Annotated in this window: 20 protein-coding genes; 11 read left to right on the top strand and 9 right to left on the bottom strand. The window is 71.5% G+C overall.

Translation table 11 applies throughout. The annotated features are described in order from the left end of the window. Window positions 1–111 precede the first annotated feature (111 nt). Both DA075_RS20455 and DA075_RS20450 read right to left on the bottom strand, forming a co-directional pair. Window positions 112–633 carry a YceD family protein gene (locus tag DA075_RS20455; protein ID WP_099954782.1) on the bottom strand — a complete coding sequence of 174 codons (522 nt, stop codon included), beginning with the start codon at window positions 631–633 and terminating at the stop codon, window positions 112–114. A 216-nt stretch (window positions 634–849) separates the two neighbouring features. After that, window positions 850–1,398, bottom strand: a complete 549-nt coding sequence (locus DA075_RS20450; protein ID WP_099956699.1) for a ubiquinol-cytochrome C chaperone family protein — start codon at window positions 1,396–1,398, stop codon at window positions 850–852. A gap of 201 nt (window positions 1,399–1,599) precedes the next feature. Here DA075_RS20450 and DA075_RS20445 point away from each other — a divergent pair, with 201 nt between their 5' ends. Further along, window positions 1,600–2,064, top strand: coding sequence for an outer membrane protein assembly factor BamE (locus DA075_RS20445; protein ID WP_099954781.1), 465 nt, complete (start codon window positions 1,600–1,602; stop codon window positions 2,062–2,064). Between the two features lie 207 nt (window positions 2,065–2,271). Here DA075_RS20445 and DA075_RS20440 read toward each other — a convergent pair whose 3' ends face one another. The 3 genes from DA075_RS20440 to DA075_RS20430 form a co-directional block, all read right to left on the bottom strand. Further along, a complete protein-coding gene (locus tag DA075_RS20440) occupies window positions 2,272–2,889 on the bottom strand; it encodes an alpha/beta hydrolase (protein ID WP_099954780.1) in 618 nt (205 codons plus the stop codon). Between the two features lie 23 nt (window positions 2,890–2,912). Next, a complete protein-coding gene (locus tag DA075_RS20435; RefSeq protein WP_099954779.1) occupies window positions 2,913–3,677 on the bottom strand; it encodes an HpcH/HpaI aldolase family protein in 765 nt (254 codons plus the stop codon). Between the two features lie 227 nt (window positions 3,678–3,904). Further along, complete coding sequence (locus tag DA075_RS20430) at window positions 3,905–4,582, bottom strand: glutathione S-transferase family protein (protein ID WP_099954778.1); 678 nt, start codon at window positions 4,580–4,582, stop codon at window positions 3,905–3,907. 117 nt (window positions 4,583–4,699) lie between these two features. On the opposite strand from DA075_RS20430, the gene modB reads away from it, so the two are divergent. From modB to DA075_RS36680, 3 genes are all read left to right on the top strand, one after another. Further along, the gene (gene modB / locus DA075_RS20425) at window positions 4,700–5,428 is read left to right on the top strand and encodes a molybdate ABC transporter permease subunit (RefSeq protein ID WP_099956698.1); all 729 of its coding nucleotides are present in this window, start codon (window positions 4,700–4,702) and stop codon (window positions 5,426–5,428) included. A 13-nt stretch (window positions 5,429–5,441) separates the two neighbouring features. Beyond that, window positions 5,442–6,536, top strand: a complete 1,095-nt coding sequence (modC, locus tag DA075_RS20420; RefSeq protein WP_099954777.1) for a molybdenum ABC transporter ATP-binding protein — start codon at window positions 5,442–5,444, stop codon at window positions 6,534–6,536. Between the two features lie 143 nt (window positions 6,537–6,679). Then, window positions 6,680–6,832 carry a hypothetical protein gene (locus DA075_RS36680; protein ID WP_164712422.1) on the top strand — a complete coding sequence of 51 codons (153 nt, stop codon included), beginning with the start codon at window positions 6,680–6,682 and terminating at the stop codon, window positions 6,830–6,832. A 187-nt stretch (window positions 6,833–7,019) separates the two neighbouring features. On the opposite strand, the gene DA075_RS20415 is transcribed toward DA075_RS36680, so the two are convergent. Beyond that, complete coding sequence (locus tag DA075_RS20415; RefSeq protein WP_099954776.1) at window positions 7,020–7,730, bottom strand: DUF4142 domain-containing protein; 711 nt, start codon at window positions 7,728–7,730, stop codon at window positions 7,020–7,022. A 256-nt stretch (window positions 7,731–7,986) separates the two neighbouring features. Between DA075_RS20415 and DA075_RS20410 the strand changes: the two genes are divergently transcribed. The 7 genes from DA075_RS20410 to DA075_RS20380 all read left to right on the top strand — a co-directional run bounded on the left by DA075_RS20410 (window position 7,987) and on the right by DA075_RS20380 (window position 15,408). After that, entirely contained in the window at window positions 7,987–9,081 is a 1,095-nt protein-coding gene (locus DA075_RS20410) for an acyltransferase family protein (RefSeq protein ID WP_232387650.1), read from the top strand. Window positions 9,082–9,204: 123 nt separating this feature from the next. Continuing rightward, window positions 9,205–10,011 (top strand): ABC transporter ATP-binding protein, encoded by an 807-nt coding sequence (locus tag DA075_RS20405; RefSeq protein ID WP_099954775.1) that lies wholly within the window; start codon window positions 9,205–9,207, stop codon window positions 10,009–10,011. Further along, window positions 10,004–10,750, top strand: coding sequence for an ABC transporter ATP-binding protein (locus DA075_RS20400; protein WP_099954774.1), 747 nt, complete (start codon window positions 10,004–10,006; stop codon window positions 10,748–10,750). Before DA075_RS20405 ends, DA075_RS20400 begins: the two co-directional genes overlap by 8 nt. Then, window positions 10,750–11,997 carry an ABC transporter substrate-binding protein gene (locus DA075_RS20395; protein ID WP_099954773.1) on the top strand — a complete coding sequence of 416 codons (1,248 nt, stop codon included), beginning with the start codon at window positions 10,750–10,752 and terminating at the stop codon, window positions 11,995–11,997. Before DA075_RS20400 ends, DA075_RS20395 begins: the two co-directional genes overlap by 1 nt. Before the next feature lie 210 nt (window positions 11,998–12,207). Then, the gene (locus DA075_RS20390; RefSeq protein ID WP_099954772.1) at window positions 12,208–13,413 is read left to right on the top strand and encodes an ABC transporter substrate-binding protein; all 1,206 of its coding nucleotides are present in this window, start codon (window positions 12,208–12,210) and stop codon (window positions 13,411–13,413) included. Between the two features lie 91 nt (window positions 13,414–13,504). After that, entirely contained in the window at window positions 13,505–14,392 is an 888-nt protein-coding gene (locus DA075_RS20385; protein ID WP_048448797.1) for a branched-chain amino acid ABC transporter permease, read from the top strand. Window positions 14,393–14,418: 26 nt separating this feature from the next. Next, window positions 14,419–15,408 (top strand): branched-chain amino acid ABC transporter permease, encoded by a 990-nt coding sequence (locus DA075_RS20380; protein ID WP_099954771.1) that lies wholly within the window; start codon window positions 14,419–14,421, stop codon window positions 15,406–15,408. 125 nt (window positions 15,409–15,533) lie between these two features. Here the strand turns inward: DA075_RS20380 and DA075_RS20375 are convergent, their stop codons facing one another. The 3 genes from DA075_RS20375 to DA075_RS20365 form a co-directional block, all read right to left on the bottom strand. Continuing rightward, entirely contained in the window at window positions 15,534–16,724 is a 1,191-nt protein-coding gene (locus DA075_RS20375; protein WP_099954770.1) for a TAXI family TRAP transporter solute-binding subunit, read from the bottom strand. 27 nt (window positions 16,725–16,751) lie between these two features. Then, entirely contained in the window at window positions 16,752–18,254 is a 1,503-nt protein-coding gene (locus DA075_RS20370; RefSeq protein WP_099954769.1) for a coiled-coil domain-containing protein, read from the bottom strand. A gap of 213 nt (window positions 18,255–18,467) precedes the next feature. Beyond that, window positions 18,468–19,055 (bottom strand): helix-turn-helix domain-containing protein, encoded by a 588-nt coding sequence (locus DA075_RS20365; RefSeq protein WP_164712419.1) that lies wholly within the window; start codon window positions 19,053–19,055, stop codon window positions 18,468–18,470. Window positions 19,056–19,099 lie beyond the last annotated feature (44 nt).

The following is a 19,099-nucleotide window of genomic DNA, read 5'->3' as shown; positions in this document are numbered from 1 at the left end:
CTCGGATCCGCCGGGGACGCGCGAACAAGCGGGTCCGCGGCGCGGCGGAAAATAGCGACCCGGCGCCGGGCCGCAAACGAATTCTGAAGTCTTTTCGTGGTGCGGCCGTCGTCAGCCGCCCCCGCCCTCGGTCCCCTGGCCCTTGAGGCCCTGGAGCGCCGCGAAGGGCGTCTCCTCCGCCTCGGCCGCCGGCGTCTCGAAGGCGACGCCGTCTTTTCGCGGGTAGGGATCGAGGCCGAGCGCCAGGAACTCGGCGGTCAGGCTGCCGAGGTCGATCCGGCCGTTGACGATCGGGTCGGGGATGTCGGCATCCTCGGCCGGCGTGCCCGCGAAGGCGTCCTGGTCGGCGAAGTCGACGTCGACCTCCTCCGAGACCGTGCCGTCGAACGGCTCGAGGGTGACGACGCAGGTCTGGGTCAGCGCCGCCTCGACCGTGCCGGTGACCTGGAGCCGGTGCAGCGAGCCCGAGAGCCGGAAGGTGCCGGTGAGCCGCGCGATCCCCGGCAGGCCGAAATCGCGGGCGAGGGCGGCGCGCTCCTCCGCGTTGGCCTCGACGGTGACGGGCTGGCCGGTCTTCAGGGTGCGCTCGACCAGGATCGGGCGGGAGAACGGGCCGACGCTGTCGGGGGTCATCAAGGGCTCCTTCTCGGATCCTGATCCGGATCCCGGGGGTGAGCGGGGACGGGCGCGGCAGCAGATAAGGGGCGCTCGCGCGCACGGGCGGGCCCGATCACCTTCCGGCTCCGGATCAGCCGGAGATGCGTCGCGCCCCGCCCCGGTGCAAGGGTTTCTGCCGTGCAAGCAAGTCTCGTGTGGACGGGCTTCTCCTCCGGTAGGGCCTGTCGGTTCTCAGGCCGGGCCGGCGGCGAAGCCCGCAGGATCCGGCAGGACCGGACCCGCCATCAGGGCGTCGAGGTCGGTCGCGGCGAGGGCGGCGTCCGCTGCCGCCACATAGGCCGCGAGGCCGCGCGCCGCCTCGGGCTCCTCGCGGGCCAGGACGTTGCGGGCGAGCGTCGCCTCGAGCCCGTCGCGGTCGCCGGCATCGAGGGCGGCGTCGTAGGCGCTCGCGCGGCCGTAGAAGGCCTGGGCCAGCTTCTTCATCCGCTTCGACACGCCCATGTCGCCGACGCCGAGCTCGCGCAGGGACGAATCGAGCTGCTCGAACACCGAGTTGACGAGGTCCTGGGCGACGTCCGCCGCCGGGGCCGGGAGGCGGCGCAGGTGGCGCAGTACCAGCACGACGTGCAGGCACAGGGCCTCGAACCGTCCCTCCACCGTGTCGGGCACGCCGAGGGCGAGGTAGAGCGCCGGCACCCGGGCCGCCGCATTGATGCGGATATGCAGCGCCTCGATGGCGCGCCGGCGGGCATCCTCGCGGCGGAAGGGGTTTCGAATCATCGTTGAGGTCTCTTCGCCTTCCGCATCGCCCGGCGCCGCCAATGCGCCGGGGCTTCCTATCCGGGTCCGAACATCCGTCGACGAAGCTTGGCCGTGCCTTGCCAACGCCACAACCCCGGGGTACGGCAACGGTCGCTTCTTGCGCAAGGCCGCCGTCCGGCCGGCCGACACACTGTCCCGCACCTGTTTCCCGAGGTCTCGATGCCGCGCCGCTTCACACCGTCGCTCCTCCGCCTCGCCGCGGCCGGCCTGATCGGTCTGTCGGCCGCGGGCTGCGTGATCGGCGAAGAGTTCCGGCACGGCTACATCATCGACGATGCCGCCGTCGCCCAGGTGCGGCCCGGCGCCAGCGCCGAGCAGGTGCTGCAGCTCCTCGGCACGCCCACCACCGTCTCCACGGTCGGCAACAAGTCCTGGTACTACATCAGCCAGAACACCCAGCGCACCGTGATGTTCATGGGCGAGCGCCCGAGGGACCAGCGCGTCCTCGCGGTCTACTTCAATGCCGGCTTCAAGGTCGAGCGCGTGGCGCTCTACGGCGAGCAGGACGGCAAGGTGTTCGACTTCATTTCCCGCACCACGCCGACCAGCGGCGGCGAGCAGGCCTTCCTCGGCCAGCTGATGCGCGGCCTGACCAAGTTCGAGCCGTTCGGCAACGCGCGGTAAGGGGTGCGGGGGCGCCGCGCGGCGCCCCCTCCTCGTCTGGCACACGGGATCGTGCGACGACCGGAGGCAGGCCGCCGCCGGTCTCGGACGAGCGGCCTCGCGACGATCGAGGACGGGCCGGCGCTCACGCCGGAATCTGCTCCACCCCCGACGGCTCCCGCTCCGCCACCCCGTCAGGCAGGTCTTCCCAGCAGGCAGGTCCTCCCGTCAGGCAGGTCTTCCCGTCAGCCAAGTCTTGGCCCGCGCCAGATCCGCCTGCGACAGGCCGTGGCCGGCGGGCAGCACTTCGTGGGTGACGGCGGCGCCCGCCTGCCCGAGCATCGCGGCGAGGCGCGCGGCGTTGTCGGCGGGCACGATCGGGTCCATCCGGCCCGACAGGATCAGCACCGGCTCGCCCGAGAGGCGGCCGGCCGGCGGCTCGCCGAGCGGCACCATCGCCCGCAGCAGCACGGCGCCGGCGAGCACGCCCGGATGCAGCAGCATCAGGGCGGCGGCGATGTTGGCGCCGTTCGAGAAACCGACGGCGAGGGGCGCGGCGATGCCGTATTCCGCCCGCGCCGCCGCGACGAAGCCGGCGAGGTCGCCGGCCCGGCGCATCAGGTCGGCCTCGTCGAACACGCCCTCGGCGAGACGGCGGAAGAAGCGCGGGGCGCCGCCCTCCAGCACCTGGCCCCGGGGCGAGAGCAGGGCCGCCCCGGGCGAGAGCGCCCGGCCCAGGGGCAGGAGGTCGTTCTCGTCGCCCCCGGTGCCGTGCAGGAGCAGGAGCGGCACCGCCGCCGGATCGGCGGCGGGCTCGAAGCGGTGCTGGAACGACAGATCGGCCATCGGCTCTCCTCCGGAGCGGGGTTTCAGGTGTCGAAGAGCTTCGCCACCCGCTGCGTCTCGCGGGCGAGCAGGAAGGCGTCGCCGGCCACCGCCACGAAGCCGAAGCCGGCCTCGAAATCGGCCTTGGCGCCGGCCTCGCTGAAGTTGAGTAGGCCGGCGGCCTTGCCGGCACGGCGGATCCGCGGCAGGGCCGCCGCGATCGCCTCGCGGACCGGGGCCGCACCGGGCTGGCCGAGATGGCCCATGCTGGCGGCGAGGTCGTTCGGGCCGATGAACACGCCGTCGACACCCTCGACCGCGGCGATCTCGCCGGCGGCCTCCAGCGCCTCCAGGGTCTCGACCTGCACCACGACGCAGACCTCGTCGCCCGAGCGGGCATGGTAATCCGGCCGCAGGCCGTAGCCGGTGGCCCGGGAGGTGCCGGCGAAGCCCCGGATGCCGTGCGGCGGATAGCGCGTCGCCGCGACCGCCCGGCGCGCCTCCTCGGCGCTCTGCACGAAGGGGAACATCAGCGAGCGGGCGCCCTGGTCGAGCAGGCGCTTGACCATGACCGGCTCGTTCCACGGCACCCGCACCACCGGCTCGGCGGTGCCGCCCTCGGCCGCCCGCAGGTGGTCGACGACCTGGATCAGGTCGTTGGGCGAATGCTCCATGTCGATCAGCATCCAGGCGAAGCCGGCGCCGGCGGCGAGCTCGGTGATGCCGGGCGAGCCGGTGGTCATCCACAGGCCCGCCAGCCGCCGCCCCTCGGCGAGGCCGCGCTTGAACGGATTGTCGAACGATTTCATGGCGTCTCCTCCTCCCTCGACCGGTTTCACACTCACATGTCAGTCCGGGGCCGCGAAGACGGAGTCCGGATTCCGGAAACACAGGTCGCACCGAATCGAGCGGGACGCATCTCGGCTTGTCTGCATGCCCTGCGCTTCTTGATCCCGGGCTCTCGCCGTCGGCGAGCCCCGGGACGACACGGTGAAGCGGGACCGGTTGCGGAAATTTCTCTCGTTCTTCTCGGCTCTCACGCCACCGGCGTCAGATGCTTGAACATGTGACCGCGCGCCTCGGCATCCATCTCGGCCTTGAAGGGGAAGCGGTCCTTCAACGCGATGGCCTTGGCGGCAGCGGGACGCGACGCGATCGCGTCGGTGTGGCGCTTCAGGTTCGGGAAGGCGTCGAAGGCCCCCTCGCCCAGCACGAAGGGCAGCATCCGGGCCCAGCCCCAGACCGCCATGTCGACGATCCCGTAGGCGTCGCCCACCATCCACTCGCGCCCGGCGAGGTGCCGCTCGAGCACGCCGTAATGGCGCTTCACCTCGAACTGGTAGCGGTCGTTGGCGTATGCGACTTTCTCGGGGGCGAAATGGCGGAAATGCACCGCCTGGCCGGAGAACGGCCCGATGCCGGTCGCCACGAACATCAGCCAGGACAGGAGCGCGCCGCGCTCATGTGCAGGGGCTGAGAAGCGGCCGGTCTTGTCGGCGAGGTAGAGCAGGATCGCGTTCGAATCGAACACCACCGTGCCGTCGTCGACGATCACCGGCACCTTGCCGTTCGGGTTGAGCTTGAGGAAGTCAGGCGCGAATTGCTCGCCCTTGCGGGTATCGACGGCCACCGGCTCGTAAGGCAGCCCCGCCTCCTCCAGGAAGAGCGCGACCTTGGTCGGGTTGGGCGAGCCGTTGAAGTAGAACGTGATCATCCAGGCCTCCGGGAAACGGGTTCGAGCCGTCCACCACAGGCCCCAGATACCGGCGCGGATCAATCGCCCCGTCTCGAAACCCAGCGTTGCCGCGCGGGGCCTGGACTCCGGGCGCCGATCCGCCATGGTACGGGATCGGATCCTCGGGAAGACTCCGTCCTGTTCCTCACCCCCGACGAGTGGAGCGCGCTCCGGCTCAGCCTGCTGGTGGCGAGCGTGGCGACGCTGGCGAGCCTGCTGCCCGGGCTCGGAGTCGCGTATCTGCTTGCCCGCCGGGAGTTCCGCGGCCGGGCCCTCCTCGACGGGCTGGTCCACCTGCCGCTGATCCTGCCTCCGGTGGTGACCGGCTATCTCCTGCTCCTCGCCTTCGGGCGAAGGGGGTGGTTTGGCGGAGCGCTCGCCGAGATCGGCATCGTGTTCTCGTTCCGCTGGACCGGGGCGGCGCTCGCCTGCGCGGTGATGGGCTTTCCGCTGATGGTGCGGGCGATGCGGCTCTCCCTCGAGGCGGTCGATCGCAAGCTCGAACAGGCCGCGGGCACGCTCGGGGCCTCGCCGGTGGCGGTCTTCCTCGTCGTCACCCTGCCGCTCTCCCTGCCGGGCATCCTGGCCGGGGCGGTTCTGGCCTTCGCCAAGGCGATGGGGGAGTTCGGCGCCACCATCACCTTCGTGTCGAACATCCCGGGCGAGACCCAGACCCTGCCCTCGGCGATCTACACCCTGACCCAGGTGCCGGGGGGCGAGGGGGGCGCCCTGCGCCTCACCCTGGTCTCGGTCGCCCTGTCGATGGCGGCGCTCCTCGCCTCCGAGTGGCTGGCCCGACGCGCGCGGAAGCGGCTCGGGGCATGATCGGCTTCCCGGCATGATCGACATCGCGGTCCGGCACGCCCGCGGCGCCTTCGCGCTCGATGCGACCTTCACCGCGGAGGGGCGGGTCACCGCCCTGTTCGGCCGCTCCGGCTCCGGCAAGTCGACCCTCGTCGACGTGATCGCCGGGCTCGTGCGGCCCGATCACGGGCGGGTGGTGATCGACGGCGTCACCCTCCTCGACACGGAACGCCGCCTGCGGGTACCGGTGCATCGGCGCCGCATCGGCTACGTGTTCCAGGAGGCGCGGCTCCTGCCGCATCTGAGCGTGCGCCAGAACCTGCTGTTCGGGCGCTGGTTCGCCCGTGACCGCTCCGGCGGCCCGAGCCTGGAGGCGGTGGCCGATCTCCTGGGCATCGCCGGCCTGCTCGACCGGCGGCCGGCGGGGCTGTCGGGCGGGGAGCGCCAGCGGGTGGCGATCGGCCGGGCCCTCCTCGCCCGCCCGCGGCTGCTGCTGATGGACGAGCCGCTCTCGGCCCTCGACGAGGCGCGCAAGGCCGAGATCCTGCCCTACGTGGCGCGCCTGCGCGACGAGGCGCGGGTGCCGATCGTCTATGTCAGCCACGCGGTCGCCGAGGTGGCGCGCCTCGCCGACACGGTGGTGGTGCTGGATCGGGGCATGGTCGCGGCCTGCGGCCCCGCCGCCGACATCCTGCGCCGGGGCACGCTCTTCCCGGGCCGCGAGACCGGGGAGACCGGCGCCCTCCTGTACCTGCGTGTCGCCGCGCATGACGACGCCTTCGGCCTTACCCGCCTCGATGGTCCGCCCGGCCGCATGATGGTGCCGCGCCTGAGCCTGCCGGTCGGGGCCGGCGTGCGGGTGCGGGTGCGGGCCCGCGACGTGCTGGTGGCGCGCGAGGCGCCGCGCTCCTTGAGCGCCCGCAACGTCCTCTCCGGCACCGTCACGGCCGTGACGCCGGGGGATGGTCCCCATGCCCGGGTCGAGATCGCCTGCGGCGACGCGAGCCTGGTGGCCGAGGTGACGCGGCTCGCCGTCCACGAACTTGCCCTGGTGCCGGGGCTGGCGGTGCTGGCGATCGTCAAGAGCGTGGCGTTCGACGAGGAGACGATTGGGGCGGTGGAGATTTGAGGGGGAACCGCGGGCGTTGGTGGCACGCCGGGGCTCGGAAGCGGCAAGATCAGGTAGAGGCAGCCAGCGCGATGCCGGCTGGTCTCGTTACGTCAGGAGGCATCTTTCCGGCTGCGAGACCCCCATGGGGCGTGGGGTTTACGGTGGACATCGCCGGCCATCGTCGAAACCCGTACGGCCGAGCAGGCACGGCCGGGAAGGAGGTGAACGATGTGATCGGCTACCCGATGCTCACCATCACCATCGCGAAAAGCCCGACCGGATGGTCTCTGACCATCACGATCGAGCTCATGTAGCGACAGTGCTCATCGGACAAGAGGGCTCGCGGACCGCCATCCACGGGCTCTCACCGATCGAATGTAGGCCCAAGAGGCCTGCCGATCGATCGACGTCAGTCGATCCTTTCGGGATGACGCTGCTTCCCATGCGGAAGCGGCGGGCTGCCCGGCCCGCCGCTCCATCATGTCGACCGTTCGCGCGGTCTTAGCGGGCGCCCGGCAGCCGCTGGGCCATCGCCAGATGCTGCTGCATCACCGGCAGGGCCTGCTGGACGTAGGCGCGCAGGGCCGGGTTCGGGCCCGACTGGGCATAGGCCTGGTAGCTGGCGACGGTCATGCCGTGGGCCTGCACCTGCATGCGGGCATAGGTGCGGTCGAAGGCGGGGCCGGCCGGGGTGTCGGCGAGTTCGGCGAGCATCGCCTGCTGCTGCGGGCCGAGCGGGATGGCGCCGGTGGCCGCCGTGGTGGTCACGTCGCCATCGAAGTCGACGGCGTTCGCGCCGACCTGCGCGCCGCGGGCCGCACCGGCACCGAGACCCTCGAGGCCGCCGACCGGGCCGCCCTGGAGGGTTCCGCCGACCACGCCGGCCGCCGCGCCGGTGGCCGCACCGACCGCGCCGCCCGCGATGGCGAAGGGCGCCTCGATCAATCCGCCGACGCCGGCGCCGCGGGCCACGTTCTCACGGCCGCCGAGCAGGGCGACGTTGGCGGCGCGGTGGTCGCGGATCATCTCGCGGGCGTACTCGCGGATGCGCGGGTTGCGCGACTTGTCGAGGGCGATCTGGCTCGACTTGACCTCGAACGCGTTCGACATCAGCGCCATCGAGCGGAACTCGTTGAAGTTGCCGATCTGCTGCGCAAAGGCAGGGGTCGCGAGAGCAACGGCGAGTCCGGTCAGGGCAACGAGCTTCTTCATCGGTGATCTCCTGGAAATCTGTTCTTGAGCGTCAGATTCGATCAACGACCGAACATCGAGCCATTCGGTCGGTTCGGCTTGGCAAGATCATTCTTGGCAGGACGCTTTCGGGCTGGACAACGAGCTTTCGCGAACATTGTTCCCGCCTTTGCGTCATCATTCGAGGCGCCCGCCCCTGGCCGGGAGGCGGCCGCCTCCGGTATGACGGCGCCTCGATGCCCCGGACGGTCCGGGCGCGGACGCGATGCGGAATCCGGTGACACGCCCCTCCCCCCTGCCGCTGATCCAGGCCCTGCGGGCGCTCGCCGCCCTGATGGTTGCGGCTGGCCACGCGCAGTTCGAGGCCGCGGGCGTCGCCGCCCGGGCAGGACTCGCTTTCGCGCCCGCCTCCTGGCTGCCCTGGCCGGCGGGGGTCGACGTGTTCTTCGTCATCTCGGGCTTCATCATCGCGCACGCGGCGGTCCCCCTGCAGGGCCGGGCGGACGCACGGACGGTCTTCCTCGCCCACCGGATCGCCCGGGTGGTGCCGCTCTACTGGCTCGCCACCACGCTCTACCTCGCCCTTGCCTGGCTCCGGCCCGGCCTCCTCGGCGCCAGCGCCGAGGGCCCGGCCACTCTCGCGGCCTCCTACCTGTTCTGGCCGATGGCCCGGGGCGACGGAGCGGTGCAGCCGCTCTACTCGCTCGGCTGGACGCTCAACTACGAGATGGCGTTCTACGTACTCTTCGCCCTCGCGCTGCCTCTCGGCCGGCGGCTGTCGGCCGCCGGCGTGCTCGCGCTCCTCGCCGGCCTCGTCCTCGCCGGGCAAGGGATGGGTCGGGTGGCGGGGCCCCTGCCGGTTCCGCTGGCGTTCTGGAGCGACCCGATCGTGCTCGAGTTCGCCTGCGGGGTCGCCCTCGCCCTCGCGCGGCAGGAAGGGCTGCGCCTGCCCGGTCCCGCGCGCCTCGCGCTCGCGATCGCAGGCCTCGTGCTCCTGTCGCTGGCTGGCGAGGCGCCGGCCCTCCCCCGCTGCCTCGCCTGGGGCGGACCCGCCGCATTGCTGGTCGCGGCCGCGGCGCTCGGGCCTTCGGGCGCCGTGGGCCCGCCTCTGCGCCCGGCGGTGATGCTGGGAGACGCCTCCTATGCACTCTATCTCGCTCATCCCTTCGTCGTACGGGGCGCGCGCGTGGTCGCCGAGGCGACCGGCCTCGCGGCGCCGCTCGGCCCCGGGCCGTTGGCGATCCTGATGCTGATCCTCGCGGGTGTCGCCGCGCTCGTGCTGCACCGCATCGTCGAGCGGCCCCTCACCCGTGCCGCGCGAGCGCTGCTCGCGCCGGCGCAGAAGCCGGATCCGGCCGCGAATAAGGTCTGACAAGCCCGGGTCTCGCCGTTGCGGGCCCGGGTGAACCCGTTGACACTCCAACGGCGACATGCTGTTTCGCTATGCGATACGCGCATAAGCGCGAGTGAGGAAACGCAGGGGTGACGCGCCGACATGGCCCAACCGACCACCCACGTTGAGGAGCGGCCCCGAGCCGGTAGCAAGGGCCAGGACATCGTCCTGTCCACCGAGGGGCTGACCAAGGAGTTCAAGGGCTTTCGCGCCGTGAACGGCGTGACGCTCGAGGTGACGCGCGGCACCATCCACGCGCTGATCGGCCCGAACGGCGCCGGCAAGACGACCTGTTTCAACCTTCTGACGAAGTTCCTGACGCCGTCGGCGGGCTCGATCCGCTACAACGGCCGCGACATCACCGGCATGAAGCCGGCGGACGTGGCGCGGCTCGGCCTGGTGCGTTCGTTCCAGATCTCGGCGGTCTTCCCTCACCTGACCGTCAAGGAGAACGTCCGCATCGCGCTGCAGCGGCGCAAGCGCGGCGATTCGTTCGATTTCTGGCGCTCCGAGACGGTGCTGCGAGCCCTCAACCAGGAGGCCTTGCAGCTGGTCGAGGCGGTGGGCCTGTCGGACTTCGCCGACATCCCGGCGGTCGAGCTCTCCTACGGCCGCAAGCGGGCGCTCGAGATCGCCACCACCCTGGCGCTGGAGCCCGAGATGCTGCTCCTCGACGAGCCGATGGCCGGCATGGGCCACGAGGACGTCGACCGGACCGCTTCCCTGATCCGCCGCGTCTCGGCGAACCGCACCATCCTGATGGTCGAGCACAACCTGTCGGTCGTCGCCTCGCTCTCCGACCGCATCACCGTGCTGGCGCGCGGGCAGGTGCTGGCGGAGGGCGACTACGCCACCGTGTCGAAGGATCCCCGCGTGGTTGAGGCCTATATCGGAGCCGGTCATGGCTGAGGCGGTGATGACGAAGCCGGTCGCGGCGGCGAGCGGCGCCGCCCCCCTCCTCGCGGTGCAGGGGCTCGAGGGCTGGTACGGCGAGAGCCACGTGCTGCACGGCATCACCTTCGACGTGAAGCCCGGCGAGGTGGTGACCCTGCTCGGCCGCAACGGCGCCGGGAAGACCACGACGCTGCGCGCCATCATCGGCATCCTGGGCAAGCGCAAGGGCTCGATCCGCTACGACGGCACCGAGACCATCGGCATAGCCTCGCGCAACATCGCCAAGCTCGGCCTCGGCTACGTGCCGGAGGAGCGCGGCATCTTCTCGAGCCTGTCGGTGTACGAGAACCTGATGCTGCCGCCGCGGGTGAAGCCCGGCGGAATGACGGTCGAGCAGATCTACACCCTGTTCCCGAACCTCAAGGAGCGCTCGGGCAGCCAGGGCACCAAGCTCTCGGGCGGCGAGCAGCAGATGCTCGCCATCGGCCGCATCCTGCGCACCGGCGCCAAGCTGATCCTGCTCGACGAGCCGACCGAGGGCCTCGCCCCAGTCATCGTGCAGCAGATCGGCCGCACGCTCGCCCGGCTGAAGACCGAGGGCTACACGATCGTCCTGGTGGAGCAGAACTTCCGCTTCGCCCAGACCGTGGCCGACCGGCACTTCGTGGTCGAGCAGGGCCGGGTGATCGACATGATCCCGAACAGCGAACTCGACGCCAACATCGACAAGCTGCACACCTATCTCGGCGTGTGATGCGGGTGCGGGTCCTCCTCACGGCCCTGCTGGCGGGCCTCGCCTCGAACATGGCCGCTGTTGCCGAGGTGCCGGCGAAGGTCCCGCCGGTGAAGATCGGCGTGCTGAACGACCGCTCCGGCGTCTATGCCGACATCTCGGGCGAGGGCTCGGTCGTCGCCGCCCGCATGGCGGTGGAGGATTTCCGTCCGCTAGGCCACGGTCTCGCAGTCGAGATCGTCGCCGGCGACCACCAGAACAAGCCCGCCGTCGGCGCGGCGCTCGCCCGTGTCTGGTACGACCGGGAGGGGGTTGACGCGATCTTCGACGTGCCGACCTCGTCGGTGGCGCTCGCCGTCCATCAGGTCACCCGCGAGAAGAACAAGGTCTTCGTCGATTCTGGCGCCGGCACCGCCGACCTCACCGGCCCGGATTGCTCGCCCAACACCGTGCACTGGACCTTCGACACGGTGGCGCTGGCGAACGGCACCGGCGGCGCGATGGTCAAGCGCGGCGGCGACACATGGTTCTTCGTCACCGCCGACTACGCCTTCGGCGAGGCGGTGCAGCGCGACACCACGGCCCTGATCCTGCGCAACGGCGGCCAGGTGCTGGGCAGCGTGAAGACGCCGTTCCCGGCCTCGGACTTCGCGCCGTCTCTGCGCCAAGCGCAAGCGTCGGGTGCCAAGGTGATCGGCCTCGCCAATGCCGGCGGCGACACGATCGGGGCGGTGCGCGAGGCGGCGCGCTTGAGGCTGACGGAAGGCGGTCAGGCGCTGGCCGGCCTGCTGATCTTCTCCTCCGACATTCACGCGCTGACCCCGAAGGTGGCGCAGGGGCTGGTGCTCACCGAGCCGTTCTACTGGGACCTCAACGACGCCACGCGCGCCTTCTCCGACCGCTTCGCCCGCCGCTTCGGTGGCCGCAAGCCCACCGCCGCCCAGGCCGGGGTCTATGCCGGCGTGCTCCACTACCTCAAGGCGGTGGCGTCCCTGCATGTCGTCGATGACGGCCGCCGGGTGGTGGCGAAGATGAAGGAACTGCCGACCGACGACCCGCTCTTCGGCAAGGGCACGATCCGCGCCGACGGCCGCAAGATCCACGACATGTACCTGTTTGAGGTCAAGAAGCCGGCCGAATCGAAGGGCGAGTGGGACCTCTACCGGGTGCTGGCGACGATCCCCGGGAGCGAGGCCTTCCGGCCTCTCGACCAGGGCGGCTGCCCACTCGTCGTCAAGGCGGCGCAGGCGGGCGGGGCGAGGCCCTGAGCCGAGCGCTTCGGCACCCTGGTCGCCAGGGCGGCGACCCGGATGCGGGAACAACGAGTCGGGCAGGACCGCAGGAGGCGGCTTCGCCCGAGGGGGCCGGAAGGCCTTGAAGCGAGAAGCGGGTGCGGCGCTCCATGAGCATCGCGAGCCCGCCGGGAGCCTAAATCGAATGCCGCCGCGTGCGGGCGGTGCCATCAGGGAGGATTGTCGATGCTGAAACGGTTGTTGCTCGCCAGCGCGCTCTGTGCCGTCGCTTGCGGACAGGCGTGGGCGCAGACGCCGGTGAAGATCGGCGTGCTGAACGACCGCTCGGGCGTCTACGCCGACATCTCGGGCGAGGGCTCGGTCGCGGCCGCCCGCATGGCGGTGGAGGACTTCAAGGCCGCCGAGAAGGGCCTGAAGGTCGAGATCGTCGCCGCCGACCACCAGAACAAGCCGGACGTCGGCGCCTCGATCGCCCGGCAATGGTACGACCGCGACGGCGTCGACGCGATCTTCGACGTCCCGACCTCGTCGGTGGCGCTCGCCATCAACCAGGTCACCCGCGAGAAGAACAAGGCCTTCATCAACTCGGGCGCCGGCACCGCCGACCTCACCGGGCCGCAATGCTCGCCCAACACCGTGCACTGGACCTACGACACGGTGGCGCTCGGCAACGGCACCGGCGGCGCCATGGTCAAGCGCGGCGGCACCACCTGGTTCTTCCTCACCGCCGACTACGCCTTCGGCCAGGCCTTGCAGCGCGACACCACCGAGGTCGTCACCAAGAATGGCGGCAAGGTGATCGGCGCGGTCAAGACCCCGTTCCCGACCGCCGACTTCTCGTCCTTCCTGCTCCAGGCCCAGGGCTCGGGCGCCAAGGTGATCGGGCTGGCGAATGCCGGCGGCGACACCATCAACGCCATCAAGCAGGCCGCGGAGTTCGGCATCACCGAAGGAGGCCAGGCCATCGCGGGCCTGCTGATCTTCTCCTCCGACATCCACGCGCTGACCCCGAAGGTGGCGCAGGGGCTGGTGCTCACCGAGCCCTTCTACTGGGACCTCAACGACGGCACCCGGGCCTTCTCCGACCGCTTCGCCAAGCTCGCCGGCGGCAAGAAGCCGACCGCGGTGCAGGCCGGCGTCTATGCCAGCGTGCTCCACTACCTCAAGGCGGTCGAGGCGCTGAAGTCGGCCTCCGACGGCGGCAAGGTCGTCGCCAAGATGAAGGAGATCCCGACCGAGGATCCGCTCTTCGGCAAGGGCACGGTCCGCGCCGACGGTCGCAAGATCCACGACATGTACCTGTTCGAGGTCAAGAAGCCGGCCGAGTCGAAGGGCCCGTGGGACCTCTACAAGACGCTGGCGACGATTCCCGGCAACGAGGCGTTCCGCCCGCTGAACCAGGGCAATTGCCCGCTGGTGAACAAGAGCTGACGCCAGTTCCGACGCTCCTCCCGGCGGCGCCTCGCGGCGCCGCCGGCCTCATCCGAACCCGGCCCGGTCCCCACGCGAGTCGCCAGACCCCATGCCCACGATCCTCGGCGTCCCCATGCAGGCGCTCTTCGGCCAGCTCCTGCTCGGCCTCATCAACGGCTCGTTCTACGCCATCCTGTCGCTCGGGCTGGCGATCATCTTCGGGCTGTTGAACATCATCAACTTCACCCACGGTGCCCAGTACATGATGGGCGCCTTCGTCGCCTGGATGCTGCTGAACTACGCCGGCCTCGGCTACTGGTGGGCGCTGATCCTGGCGCCGATCGTGGTCGGCATCTTCGGGGTGATCCTGGAGCGGCTCTTGATCTCGCGGCTCTACAAGCTCGATCACCTCTACGGCCTGCTCCTCACCTTCGGCCTGGCGCTGATCATCCAGGGCCTGTTCCGCAACGAGTACGGCGTGTCGGGCCTGCCCTACGCGATCCCGTCCGAGCTGTCGGGCGGCCAGCGCCTGCCCTTCATGTTCCTGCCGAACTACCGCGGCTGGGTCGTGGTCGCCTCGCTCGTCGTCTGCATCGCCACCTGGCTCGTGATCGAGAAGACCAAGCTCGGAGCCTATCTCCGCGCCGCCACCGAGAACCCGACCCTGGTCCAGGCCTTCGGGGTGAACGTGCCGCTGCTGCTGACGCTCACCTACGGCTTCGGCGTGGCGCTCGCCGCCTTCGCGGGCGTGCTCGCCGCCCCGGTCTACTCGGTGAACCCGAACATGGGCGCCGACATCATCATCGTGGTGTTCGCGGTCGTGGTGATCGGCGGCATGGGGTCGATCCTCGGCTCGATCGTCACCGGCTTCACCCTCGGGCTGATCGAGGGCCTGACCAAGGTGTTCTACCCGGAAGCCTCCTCGACCGTGATCTTCGTCATCATGGTGCTGGTGCTGCTGGTGAAGCCCGCCGGCCTGTTCGGCCGCACCGCCTGACCGCCTCGCCTGAAGGAACGCGAACGATGTCCTCCGCCGCGGCGTCCACCGACGCCACCCCGATCGCCGCCGTCATGCCCGAGGGCCGCGACGCCAAGACGTTCCACCGCCTCGTCTTCGTCATCATCGCGGTCCTGCTCGCGGTGCTGCCCTTCCTGCTCTATCCCGTCTTCCTGATGAAGGTGCTGTGCTTCGCGCTGTTCGCGCTGGCCTTCAACCTGCTGCTGGGCTACGGGGGCCTCCTGTCCTTCGGCCACGCCGCCTATTTCGGCATGGCGAGCTACGTCACCGCCTACGCCGCCAAGGTCTGGGGCCTGACCCCGGAGCTCGCCATCCTCGGCGGCACCCTGGTGGCGGCTTTGCTCGGCCTCGTCTTCGGCGCGCTCGCCATCCGCCGCCAGGGCATCTACTTCTCGATGATCACCCTGGCGCTGGCCCAGATGGTGTTCTTCTTCTCGCTCCAGGCGAAGTTCACCGGCGGCGAGGACGGCATCCAGGCGGTGCCGCGCGGCAACCTGTTCGGCGTCATCAGCCTTGCCGACGACCGGGTGCTCTACGCGCTCGTGGCGGTGATCTTCTTCCTCGGGCTCCTCCTGATCTACCGCATCATCCACTCGCCGTTCGGCCAGGTGCTGAAGGCGATCCGCGACAACGAGCCCCGCGCCATCTCGCTCGGTTACCGCGCCAACCAGTACAAGCTCGCGGTCTTCGTGCTCTCGACCACGCTGGCGGGGTTGGCCGGATCGACCAAGGCGATCGTGTTCCAGCTCGCCTCGCTCACCGACGTGCACTGGTCGATGTCGGGCGAGGTGGTGCTGATGACGCTGGTCGGCGGCATGGGCACGGTGTTCGGCCCGATCCTCGGCTCCTTCGTCATCATCGCGATGGAGAACTACCTGGCCCAGTTCGGCGCCTGGGTGACGATCATCCAGGGCTTCGTGTTCGTGATCTGCGTGCTGGTGTTCCGCGAGGGCATTCTCGGCCTCGTCGCCCGGACGCTGAGGCGGCCGCTCTGAGCTGAGCGTTTGCAGGGAACACGGCGCCCTACGCGACGGAAATTGCACCCTCCGCGTCATCCCGGGGCTCGGCGCAGCCGAGAACCCAGGATGACCCGGAGGGTCTCAATGACAGGTCGGTCCCCTCACCGCCCCCGCCCGTCCCGCCACTTCAGGAACTCCTGATAGAGCTGGTCGCGGTCAACCTCGCCCGCGTTCCGGCGCTGGGCCAGGAACTGCGCCACCTCGCCGGGCGCCGCAGCGACCCGCGGGGCGGGGTCGCTGCGATGCTCCAGCCAATCCTTGGCCGCCGGGAAGCGGGGCCAGTCGGCGACCTCGGCGGTCAGGTTGACCTCGCGCCATTTCGGGTGCCGGGGAGCTTTCAGGAAGGCGTCGTACCGGCTGAAGAAGGCATCGACGAAGCGGGCGATGCGGCTGTAGCGCTCGCTGCCCTTCGGCCAGTTATAGGCCGCCAGGATGGTGCCGACCGCAAGGGTGCGCACCGCGTTCCCCTCCGGCGCGAGGAGCGGATAATCGGCGTGGGTCAGCTCCGCCGGCATGTAGCTCTCGGTGACGCCGCCCGCGAAGGGCACGTCGACCAGGTGGAAGCGGTCGCCGGGCTGGAACTCGGCCAGCACCGCCACGGGCTTGGCCGCCACCGAGACCATGGCGGCGATCTCACCCCGCTCCAGCATGGCGAGCGCCGCCGGCTGGTCGACATTGACCGCGTCGACGGTCAGGCCGAGGCCCGCGAACATCGCCCGGCCCGACACGTCGGTGCCGCTGCCGCGCACGTCGAAGCTCACCTTCCGGCCGGCGAGCTGGCGGATGTCGGTGATCTCCCGCGGGGCGACGACGTGCAACTCGTCGTTGAACAGACGGGCGATATAGGCGATGTGAGATTGGGCGTTGCCGACCCGCTTGTCCCGGCGCAGCTGGTCGAGGGAGTCGGTGCGCACGAAGGCGATGTCGATTCCGCGCAGGTAGCGCAGGTCGTAGGCGTTCTGCCCCGCGCCCTTCCCCATCACCGGCAGCACCCGCAGGTCGTTCACGCCGTCGAGCACGAAGGCGAGGTCGCTCGCCATACGGAAATAGGTGCCGCCGGGGGTGCCCGAGATCACCGCCACGGTGTTGGCGTTGAGATGGCTGCCGAGCGCCACGTCCTCGGCGCTCTCCCGCGGGGCGGAGCCCTGCACCCGCGGCTTCGGTGAAGTCGCCCGGACCGGCCGGGCCGGCGCCGGCGCGGCGGCGGGCGGGGGATCGGCGGGCTGTGCGCCGGCCTCCGGGCCGGTCCAGGGCAGCAGGAGGGCGAGCCAGAGCGCGGCGCGACGGGTCATGCGGTGTCTCCCCTGCTCAGGTGCCGGTCACTCGCCGCCCCACGGGGCGGCCAGGGGGGGCACGAAGGGCCCCGGCAGGCCGGCCTGCCGGACCGGGTTGATCCAGCCCGCCGGGCCCCGCTGTGCGGGGCCGGCCCGTGGCGTCTCCCCGGGATCCCGATTCACGACGTCCGGGTTCGCGGGTCCGTGACTCGCCTGCGCCTGACGGTAGAGGGCGCTCGCCTTCTCGGGATCGCCGCGCAGGCCGCGGACCTGCAGGGCAGCGAGCTTGTCGGGATCGTAGGTCTCGGCGAGGAGCGCCGTGGCCCGGGCGCTGCCGCTCCGCACCCCGAGGGTGAGGAAGAGCCGCGCCCCGCTGATGTCGCCGCGCCCGAGCAGGACCGCCACCCGCGCCAGCAGCCGCTCCTCGTCGAGCGTCTCCGGCCCGCCCAGGCCCGCCGGGGCCGGTGCGGTCCGCAACGAATCTCCCCGCGACGCCGCGGCGGGCCGGGTCTGGAACACCAGCGAGAGCTGTTGCGGCTTCGATGCCTTGGCCGCCGGAAGGCTGGCCTCCGCGGCGCGGTCGAGGCCGGCCTTCAGGCGATCGAGGCGTCCGCGCGTCTCGGCGGCGGACCGTTCGGCGGCGAGCCGGCCCTGCTCGGCCCGGTCGCGCGCGCCGACGGCCTGCGCCTCGCGCGCCGCGGATTCCGAGCGGGCAACCTGCGCGGCACGCAGGGCGACCGCCAGACGGCGCAGGCCCGCCCGCATCATCGCCCGCTCCCGCGCCGCCGCCTGCGCCTGCGCCTGATGGGCGACCTGCGCGGCCTCGGCCGCGGTCTCGAGCACGGCGACGCGCCGGCGCGCCTCGGCAAGCGCCCCGGCCAGCTGCTCGGACCGCGCCCGTTCCTCCGCGAGCGCCTGCCGGCGCTCGTCGGCGGTGTCCTCCGCCGCCCGGCGGGCCTCCTCCGCGGCGGCGACGGCCGCCCGCGCCTGCGCGGCGTCCGGCTCGGGTGGCTGCGCCGCCCGGGCCCGCAGCTCCTCGACCTCGGCCCGGGCGGCGATCAGGTCGCGGCGGGCCGCCATCGCGGCATCCGACAGGGCGTTGGCGCGCGCCTCCTCCTGCTCCAGACGCCGCCGGGCGGCCTCCGCCTCGGCCTGCGCCTGCCGCACCCGCGCCTCGACCTGCCGCCGGGCGTCGTCGAGGGCTTGCCTGTCCGCATCGGCCCGTGCCGGCTCGGCGGGTTTCGGCGCCGGACGGGCCCGATCCCCCGTCAGGCTCGCCGGGTCGCCGGCTTGGCGGGCCGGGTCGCGGGCTTGGTCGCCCGCCTGGCGGGCCGGATCGCCCGCTTGGCGGGCCAAGATGACGCGTGCCTGCATCTGGCGCGGCACCCCGGCCCGGTCCGCCTCGCTGACATCGGCAGGCGCCGGCGCCGTGGGGACGCGCGGCCGCTCGGGGGCGGGCGGGGCACCGGCGGGGCCCCCTTCCATCGTCAGCATCGCGCCGGTCGCCGCCAGCACCAGGCACGTCGCCAAGCCGAGCCAGAACTTCATGCCGACCACTCCGAGCGGGCCGCACCCGCCAGTCCATCGCGAGGGGTGCCATGCGACCGACTGTGCGACGCTGCGGCGATCCCGCGCCATCTGGGCGATGGGCGTGGAGGCGGAGGCGCCGCGCTTCATCGGAAGGGGTAGTCGCCTCCCCCGTCCGGGGAAGGCACCCGACGACGCTGCCGCTGCGCCGCCGCGACCGGGCGCGCCCGGAGGTCAGCCGGCGATGACGACCAGGACCGAGGCCGGGCCCGGTCCGCGCCGGCGGAGCCGGTGGGGCAGGCCGCCGTCATAGGTGGCGCAGTCGCCCGGTCCCAGGGCGATCACCCGATCGGCGATCGCAAGCTCGACCTCGCCTTCCAGAATGTAGGCGATCTCCTGGCCGTCATGGGCCGGCCGGTCATGGCGCAAAAAGTCCTCGCCCGGCTCGACGACGTAGAGTGCGGCGCTGCGCCCGGCCGCACCCGGCAGCACAGCCTGAACCGCGTAGGCGCCGTCGCGCATCACGGCGCGCTCGGTCCGCCGCACCACCAGGATGTCGGCTTCCGTCGCCGTCTCGCCGAACAGCTCGGCGGTACGGGCGCCGAGGGCCAGGGCGAGCGCCTCCAGGGTCGCCACGGAGGGGACCTTCTCGCCGCGCTCGATGCGCGAGAGGTGCCCCTTGTGAATGCCGACAGCGGCGGCCAGGGCCTCGACGGTGAGGCCGCGGCGGCGGCGCAGGGCCCGGATGCGGTTGGCGACGACGGTCATGCCGCCGGAGTGCCGCGCGAGCGCCCGCGTGGCAACGGCCAGGATCCTGGACAACGCGTTGTCCATGAGATAGAGGCTGGCCAGCGAGACAACGAGTT

Origin of the sequence: Methylobacterium currus, from assembly GCF_003058325.1 — a bacterium.
GTDB classification, from domain to species: Bacteria; Pseudomonadota; Alphaproteobacteria; order Rhizobiales; family Beijerinckiaceae; genus Methylobacterium; species Methylobacterium currus.
Note: the sequence above shows the minus strand (reverse complement) of the source record. Positions and strands in the feature narration are given on the sequence as shown.